Origin of the sequence: Sodalis sp. RH22, assembly GCF_047324165.1 — a bacterium.
GTDB lineage: Bacteria > Pseudomonadota > Gammaproteobacteria > Enterobacterales > Enterobacteriaceae > Acerihabitans.
Genome location: NZ_CP178731.1, coordinates 4,243,908 through 4,260,880, shown reverse-complemented (window position 1 = coordinate 4,260,880; position 16,973 = coordinate 4,243,908). Strand labels below are relative to the sequence as shown.

6 protein-coding genes are annotated in these 16,973 nt (G+C 56.1%); 2 read left to right on the top strand and 4 right to left on the bottom strand.

What is annotated here, in order from left to right; translation table 11 throughout:
• Positions 1-336: 336 nt before the first annotated feature.
• From ACL2XN_RS19260 to ACL2XN_RS19245, 4 genes are all read right to left on the bottom strand, one after another.
• Positions 337-11,700, bottom strand: a complete 11,364-nt coding sequence (locus ACL2XN_RS19260) for a hemagglutinin repeat-containing protein (protein WP_413729275.1) — start codon at positions 11,698-11,700, stop codon at positions 337-339.
• 75 nt (positions 11,701-11,775) lie between these two features.
• Positions 11,776-13,500: a ShlB/FhaC/HecB family hemolysin secretion/activation protein gene (locus tag ACL2XN_RS19255; protein ID WP_413729274.1), complete on the bottom strand. Its 1,725-nt coding sequence runs from the start codon at positions 13,498-13,500 to the stop codon at positions 11,776-11,778.
• Positions 13,501-14,003: 503 nt separating this feature from the next.
• The gene (locus ACL2XN_RS19250) at positions 14,004-14,753 is read right to left on the bottom strand and encodes an SDR family oxidoreductase (protein ID WP_410013126.1); all 750 of its coding nucleotides are present in this window, start codon (positions 14,751-14,753) and stop codon (positions 14,004-14,006) included.
• Positions 14,754-15,084: 331 nt separating this feature from the next.
• Complete coding sequence (locus ACL2XN_RS19245) at positions 15,085-15,282, bottom strand: hypothetical protein (protein WP_410013125.1); 198 nt, start codon at positions 15,280-15,282, stop codon at positions 15,085-15,087.
• A gap of 53 nt (positions 15,283-15,335) precedes the next feature.
• On the opposite strand from ACL2XN_RS19245, the gene ACL2XN_RS19240 reads away from it, so the two are divergent.
• Both ACL2XN_RS19240 and ACL2XN_RS19235 read left to right on the top strand, forming a co-directional pair.
• Positions 15,336-15,638 carry a helix-turn-helix transcriptional regulator gene (locus ACL2XN_RS19240; protein ID WP_413729272.1) on the top strand — a complete coding sequence of 101 codons (303 nt, stop codon included), beginning with the start codon at positions 15,336-15,338 and terminating at the stop codon, positions 15,636-15,638.
• A complete protein-coding gene (locus ACL2XN_RS19235; RefSeq protein ID WP_413729271.1) occupies positions 15,635-16,855 on the top strand; it encodes a type II toxin-antitoxin system HipA family toxin in 1,221 nt (406 codons plus the stop codon). The genes ACL2XN_RS19240 and ACL2XN_RS19235 overlap by 4 nt, the downstream gene beginning before the upstream one ends.
• Positions 16,856-16,973 lie beyond the last annotated feature (118 nt).

Here is a 16,973-nt window from a genome sequence, read left to right as displayed (position 1 = left end):
TCCATCATGGCGGAAATGAATGCTGTCGTGAAGAAGGGGGAAGAGCATCTCATCGCTTACGGAATAACAAGCGGGTCTGTAAGATAAAATCCCGGCGCAGGGGCCGGGATATATAAAGCTTAAAAGTTGTTAACACCTATTAATGTAAATTAAATCTATATAGCAGCCATATAGCAATGCCAGATACTGCACCATAACACGAGCCGAAGATTGCATAACGAATAAAATCTATATCAGAGGTATCTTTCATAACTAGCCAAATAACAAATGGCATTCCACTTGCAAAGCACACTGAAAAGTAAGCCATCATTTTTATTAGCAATAAATATGATAACTTCATTTATTATCAGCACTTTTTTGCATTGCGCTGCTTGTTGCTTCCTGTAAGGAGGATCCGCTTCCCCCACCCAAAATTCCAGGGACAGAACTCAATTTTGTTTCTTTGAACAAATAACCCGGCCCGAAATTCGTTTCGCTATATTTCAACGCGTTTTTGCTGGCCGACATACCAAAATGCTCTTTGATAAGTTTGGCTTCCCAAGAGCTGGTAATAGTAGTTCCTACACCAAAGCCTAAGGCCGCTCCTCCTGCAGCCCCCATCATTGCAGCCTGCGAGTTTTCGCCCGTTACATGGCTGCTAAAATAGGCTCCCCCTACATTCAACCTGACATTAGAGTTAAGCGATTTCCCTACCCCGGCGGTTCCACTCACACCTGACGTGAAGAAACTGGTGTAATCAAATTTTTCGCCTGTTTTCCCCTCTAACACCTGTACACCGGCATTTGCCCCCAGACTCATGGCGGCACCCGTGGCTTTCGCTGTTGTGGTCGCGGATGAGGCCACGAATGACTTCGCTGTTCCGGCAAGTCCTAGGACATTTTCCGGCTCCGCCACAAACGATCCCAGTCGGTCCCAGTTATCGGTGTTTTTATGGATATACTCCAACGCCTTGGCATTTTCCGTCTGTACCACGCCACGGATCTCATCATCTCGTATTGGCGCACCGAACCAGTCTGGCATCCATGTGGGGCGTGTGGCCGCATCGATACCGGTATCAACCAGCTGTTTTTGATAGCTCGCACAGGTGAGGGGGCTGTCGGTACATATTTGCTGGAGTTCTTCGTTGCGTCGGGCATTTATCGCTGCGTATTTGTCCCGAACTGCGCCACAGTCACCGCCCGTAGCCTTGCATTCCGTCCACTCTTTCTCAAACGCACGGGCTTCATCACCATTCAGGAAGTTATTCTCCACCGCGTTTTTGCCAGCCTGCGCCCCCGCAGTCGCACCTGATATGCTGCCGCTGCTGACTCCCGCCGCGATCCCCGACGCCAGCGTCGACAGCGCGCCCAGGTTCTCCTTTTGTTGCGATGTCAATTTATCGCTGTCCGCCGTGCCGTATAATGCCAGTGCTATCGCCGGCGCGGCCATTTCGCCGCTTGCCGCACCGGTCGCTCCCGCTACGGCGTTGGCGCCGCTCAACTCGGCTATCACCCCGCCCAGGATGGCATGCGCCACCACGTTATTCCGCTTCTCCTCATCGCTCAGTTCGCTATGCGGCTTGCCCTGCGTGGTAATAGTCTTGACCTTGTCCGCCAGGTAGGGCGCCGCACCCTGCGCCAGCGCCGCCTTGATATCCCCGCCGGCCAGTCCCTGCAGCGCGCCCACCACGGCATTGACCCCCATCCTGACACTGCCGCCCATTCCGGCGCTTTGTGCTGAGAGGGCATTGTCGTAAGCCATCTGCCAGGCCTTATCCCTTACTGCCTGCGGGCCATTCTCAACTGCGGGGTTGGCACGCTTCACCGTATCGAGCTCCATTTTCGCCTGCGCCTTAAGTTGGGAAAGGGCCGCATTATCGGACATCACAGCCGTGGCCTCGCGGGTGGCTTTCGTCTTCGCATGGGTATTATAGATATCAAGCGCCTGCGTGCCAATATCACTAATAAGTTGTGTCTTTTGCAGCCGTTTCTGCTCTTTTTCTTTATCAAAGGTGGGGCTGATGCTGCCGTCGTTGGCATGGTCTGGATCCCGGCTGAGCTGGCTGATATCCTGTTGCTGATTCACCTGATCCCGAACGATCAGACTGCCTGCCGATACCGCCGCTTTCGTCGTGCCGGAAGCATGATTCTCATGGTTCGTGCCCGCAAGCGGCAGCGCGCTGACGTTACTTAGCACATTACCGCCAACCGGTCCGCCGCTGTTAAAGCCCGCGCTCTGATGTTCAGACTTATAGTCGGCCTGGTTATCAATGTCCGTCCAGCCCAGCGTGCCGGTGTCCAGCGTGTTTTTGTCCGGCGTTGCCGTGGCAGCGATAACCGCTCCGTCCAGTTGGGTGTGATCTTTAACCTTGATATCATAGCCGCCTTTTCCCGCAAACAGCCCGGTCTGTTCCGTAACCGAGTCATAGTTGCTGTGCAGCGTATTCCGGCTGACGTTCACGCTGGCAGAACCGGTCATCGATCCAAAGGTAAAGCTGCCGCCGGCGCTGGCGTTCTGCTGCTGACTATCATAGCGATCGCTGTCCTGCTCGGAGGTTAGGGTTAGATTGCGGCCGACATTAGCGCTGATCATCTCTCCGCTGACCTGCGCCCCTTTCAGGGTAGTATCGCGACCGCTGGTGAGGGAGAGAGATTGTCCCGCATCAAGGGTGGTTACCGAATGGGTCAGGCTGCGGCCTTTCTCATGCCCTTTGCCGGCATTGACGCTCGCCGATACGCTGACGCCGTAACCGCCGGAGCCAACGCCGATGCCGACGCCAACGCTGCCGCCCTTACTGCTGTTTTTACTGTCGATGCGTTCGGTATTCTGTGCAGACAGCAGGGTGATATCCTGTGTGGCGGCAAGCGCAATATCCGCGCCCGCTTTCAGTTGGCTACCCTGAACGCTAATATTTCCCCGGCCGTCCGCACCGTTTCCGGTGGCCGTAATCGTCAGGTCTTTGCCTGCATTGAGCGTACTTCCGTGTGACCGTGCGCTTTCCGTACGCGTTTCGCTCCGGGATGACTGGCTACCATAGGACAGGCTAATGCCAACCGTGTTGGTGGCTCCTTGCTGTGCACCTTCGTCGCCTGCCTTGAGCCCGGCGGCGGCGTTTTTAGCATCCGCCGCCTCCGTCAGGGCGTTATCTTGCCCATACGCCAGTGCCGCCTGGGTACCCGAAAGCGCTGCCTTGGTGCCCTGCAGGGCCCTCAGGCGGCCGTCGCTCTCTTTGTTTGCCTGCTGCGCCGTGCTGACGGCGGTATTAAGCGCGCCGCCCACCGTTCCCGATAGCGCCAGACTCAGGCCGCTTTGTTTTGACTCAAACGTCTCTTTACGGGTGCGTTTGTCATACCCCGGATCAATTTGCACGCTGTCGCCGGTTATCGTCAGGTCCTGTCCGGCAACCAGATCGGCTCCGCCGATATACATTCGGTTGCCGGCCATAAGATTCAGGTTGCCCTTGCTGCTGCCCAGCGTGCTGACGCTTTGGCTTTGCGTGGCCCCATCTTCCTTGACCTGGTGGCGAGATGACTTACTGCCCACGGTAAAACCGATGCCTCCGCTGCCCATCAACCCGCTTTTTTTCTGCTCTTCCAGTAAATAGTGGTATTGCGTTTCAGTGGCGGCAGTAATGGCGATATTGTTTCCCGCCTGCAGGGTGACATCATTGTCGCCCACCACCGCCGACCCGGTCACAGTCAGGTCGTTGCCAGCGGAGAGCAATACCGTATTACCGCTCAGCAGAGTGCCTGTTTCGCGGGTGACGTGATCTTCCTTAACCCTGTGGCTGCTGCTCTTCGACAGGTATCCCTTTTTCTCCGAGCGTTCATCCGAGAATTGGTACTGGCTTTCAGTGGCGCTATTAAGATGAATATCCTTGCTCGCCTGCACAACCAGCCCCCCTTGTTCGCTGTGCAGCGTACTGCCCGTTACCGATATATCACCGTCACGAGCCACGATCATCATCTCGTCACGGGCGGTGAGAGTGCTGCTCACGGCGCTATCACTCGTCGTTACCATGTCCCTCCGGCTTTGCGTTTTGCCATCGCGTTTGCGCTCGCTATCCCGATCCGAGACACGCTGACGCGCTTCCCCGATCGTGACCTGCCGCGCGCTCAGGCCAATACTGCCGGAGGTACTGTCGATTTGTGCCCCTTTGGCCAAAAGGGTTGTTCCCGCCTGAACAGTTAAGCCCTTATCTCCACTCAGGGTGCTGAGATGCAGCCTATCCTCCTCACGGCGGTTACTCACCGACGATGTACGGCTGCCCGCGCTGAGGTGGGTAGTGTTGGTGGTAGTATCCGCCAATAGCTTCACGTCCCCGCCGGCCCGTACATGTGTGTTGCCTCCGGCTTGGGCCTGACTGCCTAGCAGGGAGAGATTCTGACCCGCCTTAAGGCTGAGATTGCCACCCGCGCTTAGCTCACTACCCAGGGCCTGTTGCCACTCGCCGCTGACCTGTGCCAGACAATTTCCGTCCTCTCTTAAAAAATCACCGGCCCGGTTACCTATCGTTCCGGTTAATACCCTAAGATCCGCCTCCGTGCTGTTTTTGGCCGTGGTGATATCAAGATTATTGCGCGCGTTCAGGCTGAGGTTCTGTGCCGCCTTCAGTCTGGCCCCCCGCAGGAGGATATCCCCACTGGTGAGACTGAGTTCACGCGCGGTCATTGTCGCCTGGCGCAGCGCATCCTGCAGACGGGTACTCAGGGTAAGGCTGTCGGCATGGATGCTGATGGCATCAGCACGGACTTCACCACCCTCTTGCAGGAAGTGACTGGTGTCTATTTTGAGCGCCTCATCGGCAAACAGGTTGCCGGCATTGTCAAGGCTTCGGGTCGACACAGACAGATTGCCCCCGCCAATCAATGCGCCCTCCCCCGTCAAACGTAATGTGTTCCCGGCCAGGTATACCTTCGGCACCCAAACCGTTTGTGGCCCTTCAGCAGTGTCGACCGTTTCGCTCACCAGCCAGACGATATCCTGTTGCAACGCGGCAATTTGCGCCGGCGTCAGCGCTATTCCCGGTACCAGCTGAAAGTCTGAAGCCACGCGGCTCCCGTTGTTCATCAATGACTGATATTGTGCCATTGCATTTTCGCCGCGCACGGAGGGACGACCGGTCAACTGCAGCAATTGCTCGCGCACCAGACGCTGTTCATAGTAGCCATCGCTCAGGCGCTTATGGACTTTTGCGGGGTCATATCCTATACGCTGCAATAAGTAATCACTGCTGATGAATTTGCCTCGATCGGTGAATCGGCGGTCTGTCACCACCAAATAGGCGCTTCCCGCGTCGGGCTGCTGACGGAACAGTCCATTATTGGGAATAGACGTCGCCACTCTGCCAAGGTGCTGCTGGTGGGTCAGGGTAATTTCAGCCGGCGTGAGCGGCCTACTGCCCGGCGTAAGCGTCAGGTTAGCCGTCGGGAGATTTCGTTGCGCCGACGTAAGAGCCCATTCTCCCGGCGCGAGCCTTCTTCCGGCCGGGATGAGCTCAAGTTCTGACTGTGTGAGCGGCCGGCTACGGGGCGTCAGCTGGAAATGGGTCGTGCTCCATTTGGCTTTATCAACCGCGAACGCCAGCGGATTGTGTTGCCATTCTGCGCGCTCGGCTTCTGCTGCTTTCTGTTCTGCCTGCACCGTGCTGATTTGCGCCGGGTTGACCGTGGTATTCTCAATATGAGTACCTTTGATGGCGACATTGCCGTGGCCGGTTAATATGCTGTCAATTGTGGCCAGCGCCGTGGTCTCGTCGCGATTGAACGTTGGATACCAATGTATTGTGTCCTTGTCATAATGATCGACGATATACTCCTGATCGCGTCTATTTACCGAATACCCCTGGTTGATCAGCTTGCCGTCGCCCTCAACCGACAGGTCGCGGTTGGCGCTCAGCGTACTGGCGTCATTGAATAACTGACCGGCAATGCGCAACACCATGTTGCCGCCCGCCAGAATGTGGGCGCCGGAGCCCGCTGATACCAGCTTGTCCGTGGACGAACTACCTGTGACCGTCCGCTCACGGAAATTGCTGTAGTCGGTTACAAAAGGAGCCTCGGCAACGTCGATGTATCGGTCAGGATCCCACGTATCAATCCGGCCGCGGTCGTGTTCACGCCAGAACGTATTATGGTAAGGCGTCGGAACCCCTTTCTGCCGAAAACCCCGCGTCTCATAGAACGTCATGTCGTAGCCACCGTCGCTTCCTGGCGTCAGCTCCAGGTAATCCACCCACACACTGCGCATCTTCCCCTTATTATCCTTAACATAAAGCTGCGCCTTTTTGCCGGCGGCATCTATTTCCAGCAGGGTACCGTAACGGCTGTTTGCCGCCGCATCGTCATCGTTGAACGTCAGTCGCTGGGTGGTGGGCGCGATAGTGCTTTTATCGGGATTAACCTTTGAGCCGTAAGAACGCCAGTAGAGGTTGGCACGGCGCCATTTATAGTCGCTTTTTTCCGCATCGTGTTCGATATCCAGTCCTTCGCGCAGATTATCCAGTCGCTGGGCATCGACCAAAACATCTCCATCGGCCTCGATTCTGCTTGCACGATTCTCAATGTTGTCATCACTAACAAGCTGCAGTGTGTTGGCGCTGTAGATCAGGCCACCATCCCGGTTGGTCAGGCGCTCGCCGGCCGTAAGGTTGAGACTCTCCGTGGCGGCCATCACCACATCGCGTCCGTCGTTGTCGATAATCCTGCTGCGCACATTCACGTCACCGCCAACTAGGGTCGCGCGGTTATTCGTGGTGTCGCTGATAAGTGTCACACTGTCGGCTTCAATGCGGCCTTGATTGATTAACGCGCCGGTTGTCAAGTTCAGCGTTTTCCCGACCAGGGAGCCCAAATTGGTGAAATGGGCGCTGTTGACGGTTAGGTCACCGGATAGTAGCCAGTCGGCAAGATTAATCAGCACGCCGCCGACAGATAATATTGTCTCACCATTACTATTAATCGTATCGCCGACCTGGTGGGTGTAGTCCTGTTGCACGGTTGCCGTCAATGCCTGCTGGCTAAATATTGTTCCACCCTGGTTATTCAGAGTTTGTGTGTTGACAACGGTTCTATCTCCGCTCTTGATGTTGCCGCCCTGATTGAACAGCACTAGCGCGTTAGGATCGGTGGCATTGATACTCAACGTACCGTTGGCCAGAAGATGCCCCTGTCGGTTATCCAATCGCGTCATTTGCGACAAGGTCAGCGTACCGACACTTTGTACCCACCCCGCGCTGTTTTCCAGCTCATGGGCCGTTATATCAGTGTGTGTTGTACCCAACAGCAGTCCGCCATCGCGGTTGTTCAGCCGGTTTACCCCCACGTCCAGCGCATCCCGGCTGGTAATTTTACCCTGGCCGCTGTTATCCAGCTGCGCGCTGACAAGCGTCAGCGTCCCGGTCGATGCCAAATCCCCCGCCGGGTTGTTGATTTGATCGCCGTTCAAAGTCAGCGTACCGTCACTGTGGATTTTTCCCTCCTGATTATTAAGCACATCAATACGGTATACGCCTGCGCTCCGGCTGATAAGCATACCGCCCAGATTGGACAGCGTCCGCGCGGCAAGCGTCAGCGCATCCAAACTGCACAATACCCCCCCCTGCAGGTTGTCTACCCGGTCCGCTGAAATTTGCTGGTCACCGCTGCTTTTCAGCGTTCCCTGCGTATTCAGCAGCGACCGGGCGCTAATCTGTACTCCCTCACCGCTTACCAGTTTACCCTGACGGTTATCCAGGGCATCGGTCAAAGCCAACCTCATCTGCTTCTGACTATAGATTAAGCCGTTTTGTTGATTATCCACGCTCTGCGCCGTCACATTGAGAGCGTCACCAGACGTCAATTGGCCGCCGGCGTTACGCAGCTTACCCCCTGCCGCCCCGTCGGTGACACCTTGCACATCCAGGCGCACCTGGGCGCTGATTTTTCCCAGTTCGTTGCGGATGTCCTGCACTGCTCGCAACATCAGCGAACCCTTCGACTGCAGCGAGCCCTGCCGATTATCCAGGCCGGTGACGGTAAGCGCCGCATCCTGCATGCTCAGTACGCTGCCCTCGCTATTGTCAAACCGCCGGGTGACTGCGGACCAGCCGCCCTGGCTGCCCATTTCCCCCCCCGCGTTGAGAATGTTTTCCGCCCTCAGGGACTGAGAGCCCTGGCTGGAGACGAGGCCATTACTATTATCAAGCGTGCGAATGAGATGCACATCCAGTGCGTCGAACGCCTGGATATCACCCATTGCGTTAAGGAGGCTGAGGGCGCGTATCGCGCCGTGATCCATGCTAATCAGTTTGCCGCCCTGATTATCCCAAACGCCATCCAGATCCAACGTCACCGCCTGCTGGCTTTGTATGGTTCCCTTCTGCCGGTTGTGCAGATGCCCGCCCCGCAGCGACATCTGCGCGCCGCTGAGCAATGTGCCCGCATCGTTCTCCAGCAGGCTGTCCGTGCCGCCCTGCCAGCTTAACCCCTGCGTTGCCGACAGGGTTCCGGCCTGATTGATGAGGTTGCCGGCGGTGCTGAGCATCATGCCGCCCCCCGAACGCACCTTGCCGGCGGCGTTATTGAGATCCCTGGCCACAACGTTGACCTGGCCGGCGCCTAACGCTGTACCTTCGCGGTTGTCCCAGCCGCCGCCGGTGCGCATATCCAGAGTCCCAGCCGCTTCGATAAGCCCGTTTCGGTTATCCACCGCCTGATGCGCATTGAGGTGCAGGCTCCCCTCGCTGACCAATTCTCCGCCCTGATTATCCCAAACCCCCTCCAGGTCCAACGTCACCGCCTGCTGGCTTTGTATGGTTCCCTTCTGCCGGTTGTACAGATGCCCGCCCCGCAGCGACATCTGCGCGCCGCTGAGCAATGTGCCCGCATCGTTCTCCAGCAGGCTGTCCGTGCCGCCCTGCCAGCTTAACCCCTGCGTTGCCGACAGGGTTCCGGCCTGATTGATGAGGTTGCCGGCGGTGCTGAGCATCATGCCGCCCCCCGAACGCACCTTGCCGGCGGCGTTATTGAGATCCCTGGCCACAACGTTGACCTGGCCGGCGCCTAACGCTGTACCTTCGCGGTTGTTCCAGCCGCCGTCGGTGCGCATATCCAGAGTCCCAGCCGCTTCAATAAGACCGTTTCGGTTATCCACCGACTGATGCGCATTGAGGTGCAGGTGTCCCTCGCTGACCAATTCTCCGCCCTGATTATCCCAAACGCCATCCAGGTCCAGCGTCACCGCCTGCTGGCTTTGTATGGTTCCCTTCTGCCGGTTGTGCAGATGCCCGCCCCGCAGTGACATCTGCGCGCCGCTGAGCAATGTGCCCGCATCGTTCTCCAGCAGGCTGTCCGTGCCGCCCTGCCAGCTTAACTCCTGCGTTGCCGACAGGGTTCCGGCCTGATTGATGAGGTTGCCGGCGGTGCCGAGCATCATGCCGCCCCCCGAACGCACCTTGCCGGCGGTGTTATCAAGATCCCTGGCCACAACGCTGACCTGGCCAGCGCCAAGCGCCGTACCTTCGCGGTTGTCCCAGCCGCCGCCGGTGCGCATATCCAGCGTCTCGGCCGCTTCGATAAGGCCGTTTCGGTTATCCACCGACTGGTGTGCATTGAGGTGCAAGTCTCCTTTGCTCACCAGTTTGCCACCCTGATTACTCCAGTCGCCATCGGTACTGACATCAAGCGCGTGACCGGCATCGATAAGGCCGTGTTGATTGTCAACAGACTGACGTGCACTCAGATGCAGGTGTCCCCCGCTGACCAAGTGCCCATGCGCATTATTCAGACCTTGTGCCCTAAGTTGCAGATGCCCGCCCTGCACCCTTCCGGACCGGTTGTCGACTGTTCCCAAAGTATTCAGCGTCAGTTTCTGACCGGCCAGCAGCTTACCACCCAGGCTATGGATATTTTCCTGCACCTTGATGCTAAGCTCGGACTGACTTTTCACCGTGCCATCCTGGTTATCCAGGTCCCCTAGCTCAAGCGTCAGATTGCCATGGCATCCTACCACGCCCTCGTGGTTGCTCAGCCGGCCTCGCACCCGCCAATGCTGCGCTATCTCGTCTAACGCGGCCAGGCGGCCATGCCGGTTATTAACGGATGCCACATCCAGGGTGAGTTGCCGGGCATCGATGTCGCCATCGGTATTATCCAGTGAGCCGGTTAGGATGAGTCGGCTACCGCCAGGGCCGACCTGCGACCAGACGCCTCCCGGAGTAAACAGACTATCGGCATTAATATCCCAATGGCCGGCGCGCACTTGGGCCTTCTGCGCATCAATATTGCCCGTCGTGTTGATCGTGAGCTGACCGCTGTCGACCGTTGCCTGCTGCAGGACGACTCCGCCAGCTTGTGCCACAAAGACGGCGCGTTCGGCCGCCAGGCGACCTTGACCGATATCTATTCGGCGCCCGGTTATATTGACATCTTTCTGGCTCAACAGGCTGCCGCTGACCCGAATGTCGTCCTGACTATGCAACGTCAAGTCCGCCCCACGTATCAGCGCACTATTCTCATTGCTCCCCGCCAGCATATGCCCGCTGCCTTGAATGCCCCTGGCAGCGTCCAGCCGGACGTCACCCGTCGCCGCCAGGGTGCCCGACTGGCGAATAACCCCCTCGCGGCTTTGCACCACCAGCCGCCCTCCGCTGTGGAGTTTGCCGTGATGTTCGATAGTGCCTCTGGCGGCAAGAGTGATATCGCCTCCGGCCTGGGTAACCATCTCCACCGCGCCTGATTGCCAGCTAAGGCGGCCTTCGCTGCTCACAGCCAGGGTCGCGCCCGCGCGCAGGTGTCCGCCCTGGCCGCGCACGCCAACACCCGCTTCGGTGCCTATCATGCGGATCTGACCGCTATACATGCCTCCCAGTTGTCCCATATCTATCGCCAGCTCGGGTGCCGTGCTGTCAGAGGCCAGGGGCGTCACCGCCTGACCGTTCGCACTGATATGGTTGCGGCCCGCCACCACTAAGATTTCATTTTCGGCCCTGACGGAGGCATTCAATTTCACCGCGCGCGCCAGAATATCGACATACCGGGTATCATGCCGCGCATCGTTGTTAAGTCCGCCGCCCTCGACTCGTACCAGGCCCCGTTCGACCTGGTATCCTGCCAGACTACCGTCGGCGTTTAACTGCGGCCTCCCGGTGGTAAGGGTCATGCGTCCGGCATTAATGGTGCCGCAGCCGTCACACACAATCCCCGACGGGTTGGCCACAATCACCTGCGCCATGCCGCCCGCCACTTCCAGAAAACCCCGCAGTTGGCTGGGATTGTCACTGTTAACTTCATTAAGAATGACCCGTGCCGGCGCGGCATTCGGATTAAGGTTGGGATTGCCCTGAATAATCCCTGCCATCTGGGTCGTGATCATCTCCGCCGAATTGTTAAGGATGGCGCCCTGAGGGCCAACATCGAACTGCTGAAAATGATTATGTGACAACCCGGCCTGATTAGGTGCTGTGATATTCACCTGCGGCAGGCCATTCCGCGTGGATATCACTTCCGGACGCAACTCATGCGCCACGCGCCCATCAGCAACAATGCCATGCGCCAGCGCCGGCCCGGCAAACAGGGCCAGCCCCAGCAGCCACTCGGCCCGGCGCACCGTCACCCAAAGACGCGAGGCGCCGGTTCCGCGCCTTTGACCGGGCCAGATGCTGCAACCGCGCGCCAGCTCGGACACCACCCGTAATTCACCCTGGCTGCGGCTAAAGATAAGACGATAGCAATGTTTGTTCATGGGTTCCGTCCCTGTGAAAATACAGCCCAAGCAGCAAAAGTGTTGATCTGACACGGACAAACATGCCGGTTGACATTAAATTTGCAGGTTGAGGTTAAAACCGCTGGTAACGCCTGAGGTATGAAAGCCTTCCGGTTTATAAAGGGGCATTCCGGCAAACACGTCGTAGCTGAACCGCCCCCAGAACGCGCCGCTCAGCCCTAGAGCGCCGCCCGCCAGCTGGCGTCCGGCCAACTTGTGGGCAGCCGGCCCGCCGACACGTCCAAAGTCCACAGCCCAGTAAAGCTCATGACCGCGCGACATCACATTCCAGGCCAGTTGATTACGCCAAAGCAGGCCTTTTTCACCCGCTAGCATTTGCTCGCCGTCAAACCCGCGCACGGTATAACGCCCGGCAATGGCCATGCGGTCTTGCGGCGTCAGTGGATGCTTGCTCCACTGACCGCGCAGGCTGGTGTAATAGCGCCAGGGCTGCGCAACACAGGCGAATGGATAATTCAGGCTGATATCCCCCACGGCGAAGCCCGTGCGGGCGCTGCCGCGGTGCGTGGCCTCTTCGGGCGCCGACCGGGCGCCAAACGCTCCCGTCCCTCGACGCCAGTTAATGTTTGCATCCAGCGTGGCCTTGCCGAGATAGCTGCGCTGGTTAAGCCCCAGCTCCCAGGCAGCGGTACGGCGATGCTGAGTATCCATATCTTGACCGTTCACGGCATTGGTGGAATGCCGACGATGGGCACGCACGTTGAGAGTGGTTTTATGCGACTGATTGCGAAACAGCAGCCGGGACACCGTCAACTGCATGTTCTCGCTCTTGCCGCTGTAGGTCAGTAGCTGGTTGGCGTTGGCGATATTCTGATGATAGGTGTAATCGTTGTAGTTGGCGGAAAACCCCCAGTACCCGATTGGAATTGCATAATTAAGGGTACGGGAGCGGTTACCAAACGGCCCGCGCTGAAACACATCACTGCCCATATTGATATAAAACAGATCGTTATGAGCTAAAGGCGCGTCAATCGCCAGGGTCGCGGATCTCAGATAACGGCCGGTGCTTTTGGCGCCGCTGTCATCCAGCCCTAAACTGAGACGAACCGGGCGGCCTTCTTTCCAGCTCACGACGAGATCGCTGGTGGCCTCTTGCTCACCGGGCATAATCTTGATATCGACCGCAACGCTGGGCGCCCGTTTCAAGTTCTCCAGCGCCTGCTCGATATCGCGCAGATTAAGAATGTCGCCTGATGCCGCCGGCATGGCATTCCATAATCTGGCGCGCCAGGAAACCGGCCCATCAAAGCGGATGCTGCCAATGCGTCCGGGCTGAAGCGTCAGCGTCAGCACGCCTGTCGTCAGATCTTGCTCCCGGGCCATCACGCGGGTGGTGACATAGCCTTTTTTCAGGATGGCATTCTGGACTTTATTGATGACCAGCGTTATCCCCTGACTCCCCAGGCAGCGGCCTTTGGCGTCGCCGGCGGCTTCCAGCGCCCACTGGAAATTGCTGGCGGAATCGCCATCCAATTGAAGAGTATTAATAGTAAAACAGGGATGTTCATCGACAGGATAATCAGGCAGAGTTATGCCGGGACGGTCAAGGTGGATGTCTGAAACAGGGGCATTTTGCTTTTGTAACGCGCGCGCACGTTCCTGCTGTCTAAACTGTTCCTGGGCGTCAATAGCCGACGCGCTTTGTGCGGCTCCCCCAGAAAAGGGGCCGGCAATCAGCGGAGCAGAGATGAAGATGGACAGCAAAAGAAATGCCCATCGGGTTAGCAGCGGTATACTGCCGGCGTAATCATGGCCCATCCATGGCTCCTTATTCAATGTCAATCAATGGACATCTTGTCCATTACTCAAATATCGCAGGACAATGGTTCTCACCCGATAAAGTGAGTCATTTGCATCAAGATATAACGCAGGGTGAATATCCGTTTTGAGATAGTGGCATTATGCGTATGAGCCCAGAAAAAAATCAATTCAAAATCGGCAACATTGTTAAACCATTATTAAACCTTGAGTTGAAGCAAGCCACTGCTGGGGAATTATAATTTCACGGGCTAAGCTATATATCGCCGAAAAGTCGGCCTGATGAAAGAAAAGTGAAATTATTAATCTATTCCGCGGAAAATAATAAAACAACCACCAAAGATCCAGCATGAATAATATATATGATAAGGCTGACTGATGAGGTTGATATTCATTAAGTTCATCAGCGAAATAATGGTAAGCGCAAAGGACGCCAGTAATTGAGAAATAGTGTCAGATCAGTGATGAGCCCCGCAATATTTTTTGTTCTTTTATTATGCGAACTATTTTCCTCCCGCAAGATCAAGGAAACTGCCTGTGACATAGGAAGCCTCATCAGACAATAACCATGCGATAGCCTGAGCCACTTCTTCTGGCTGGCCGCCGCGTTGCATCGGCAAATTACCTTTAACACGATCCACCCGTTTTGGCTCGCCGCCATCGGCGTGCATTTCGGTGTAAATAAAGCCGGGGCGCACGGCGTTAACGCGAATTCCCTGGGCCGCGACCTCCAGGGACAGGCCAATGGTTAACGTATCAATGGCGCCTTTCGAAGCGGCATAATCCACATATTCATGGGGTGAACCGAGCCGTGATGCCGCCGAGGATACGTTAACGATGGCTCCCCCCTGGCCGCCATGGCGATGCGCCATCCGTTTAACCGCTTCCCGGGCGCAGATAAAGCTGCCGCTGACATTGGTGGCAAACAGGGTGGCAAGCCGTGTTGCATCCAACTGTTCGATAGAGGCTTGAGGCATCAGCATTGCCGCGTTATTGACCAACCCGGTAATGGGGCCAAGCTGTTTATCTATTTGCCTGAACAGTTCCACCACCTGTTCTTCCTGGGCGATATCTACCTGAACCGCAATGGCATTCCCGCCGCCATGGCGAATGTCATCGATAACCGCTTGCGCACTGGCTTCACGGGTATGATAGCCAATACAAACCTGGTGTCCTTTACTGGCGAGGCATAATGCCGTAGCCCGGCCGATGCCGCGATCGCCGCCGGTTATCAGGGTAATTTTATTTTTCATATGCTGTGTATCCGGTCGTAAGTGGAGCGTCACGATAGCGTTTCCGCGCCAAGGGGGGTGCCCGGTCAGGTAAGCACCCAACATTTATCAGACTGAACAGCTGAAAGCAATGGGCAGTAAACAAGCCAATGTGGCCCTGATGGCGATGGCTCAGCCGTCAATATTAAAATGTTATGTGATAGCGTCTGGCTGAGATCGGGGTATTGATGTCACGCTTCCAGCGGGGAAAACGATTGCTATCGCGCTTTTAAAAAGTTTTCTCTCATTGAGTCCGACACCACAATGAAGAAATCCGCCCTGATGACGGATTTTGATAACGTGGCACGTATCTTTATCCTGCCATCTCCACTTCTATTATAAACTTTATCACTTCGGCGATACATATCCAGCACGGCGCTTTCAGTTCATCGGCAAGATAGCTCACCACGTCGAACAGCAACCCTGTGAGGATGTGCTCTATTTTAACGGTGGTAAACAAACAACCTGAATTCTCGACCGCTGTCTCTATTTCTTTATGAAATGTCGTCATTCTGTATGCTATATTTAGCAATATAAACTTTAGTGTATCACGGAGTATGCAAAATGAGAGTATTCCGGGTAGAGCAGGCATTGAAGAAACTGGGCCGCGATATACAGGATGCGCGCAAACGCCGCCGCATAAGTACCTCGCTGATGGCTGAGCGAATCGGTATCACCCGCGCCACGCTCAGCAGGCTTGAGGCCGGCGATGCAAAAGTGTCAATGGGGAGTTATGCAATAGCGCTGTATGTTCTTGGTAAGTTGGATCAGTTGGAAAACATCATAGACCGGACTCAGGATCCACTCGGGCTGGATTTGATGGATGGTGAGTTGCCCGTCCGTATCCGCACACGGAGAACAGAATGAAGAGCATTAACGTCACCATTGACTGGCAAGATAACGCGCGACTTGTCGGCCAACTGGACGTGTATGTCGCCAGAGGCACGGAACGTTATCAATTTACCTATGCGGCAGACTGGGCCAGGAACGGATTCGCCATTGATCCGGCGCTGGAGCTTATCCCCAGAACACCTTATGTAGATAATAAGCTGTGGGGCGCATTCCAGGATATTTCCCCTGATAGATGGGGGCGCCTAGTCCAGACCAGGGTCAACAACCGCCATCTGTCCGAGTGCGATTTTCTCCTTGGCGTCAGCGATTATATGAGAATGGGGGCGTTACGCCTCAGCGATGCCGCACAGCCAGACGTTTTTTTAGCGGATAACCATGACGTGCCAAAACTGGTCAATTTGCGGGAACTGGAAGCCGCCGTTCACCGCTTTGAAGCCGGGCGGGAAAGCGCGTCAGATCTGGCTATGATTGCGCAACCCGGTTCTTCTCTGGGGGGCGCTCATCCCAAAGCCTCGGTGGAAGACAAGCATAAGCTGTGGCTGGCGAAGTTTCAAAGCAATACCGACACAGAACGCGTATCACTCTGGGAAGCCACCATGCTGGGTCTCGCAAGAAAAGCGGGTATTCGCACCGCACATCACCGGGTTTTGAATGCCGGTGGTGACAGACCAGTGCTTCTGGTGGAGCGTTTTGACCGCCTGGACGGTAAACGCATCCCCTTTATTTCCGCCATGACGTTACTGGAACGTAACGAAAATAATGAAGAAGGCGCCAGCTATATTGAAATTGCGGATGCTCTCACCCATTACTCATCGCGACCCGGGGCAGACCGGCTGGAACTGTTTAGCCGTATGATCTTTAATGCCATGACGGGCAACATTGATGACCATCTGCGTAATCATGGTTTTTTACGCGAACCACAAGGTTGGCGGCTTTCTCCAGCTTACGATATCAATCCGACAACGGAACATTTTGCGCGCCGTAATCATAACTTGTCATTCGATGGCGACCGCTCCAGACCCTCTCTGGACACCTGTCTGGCGCTAGCTGAATTTTTCGATGCTGGGAAAGCTGAAGTTAACGCAGCGTTGACCAAGATTGCCCAAGCAGTTTCACAATGGCGAAATATAGCGAAAGGCAATGGTCTGCGAGGCGAGGAAATTATGCGAATGGAAAGGTCGTTTGAACATGACGATACAGAGCGATTGTTGCGTTATTTGCCCTCACGGTGACAGTATTGAACGTCCCAGGCGCTTTTGTATGCCGCTATTTCTAGCCTTTCCCTGTGCAATCTAAGTCCTGGCCTAGGGCTCAGGACTTTTTCTACAATATTAACACGCGGTAAGGGCG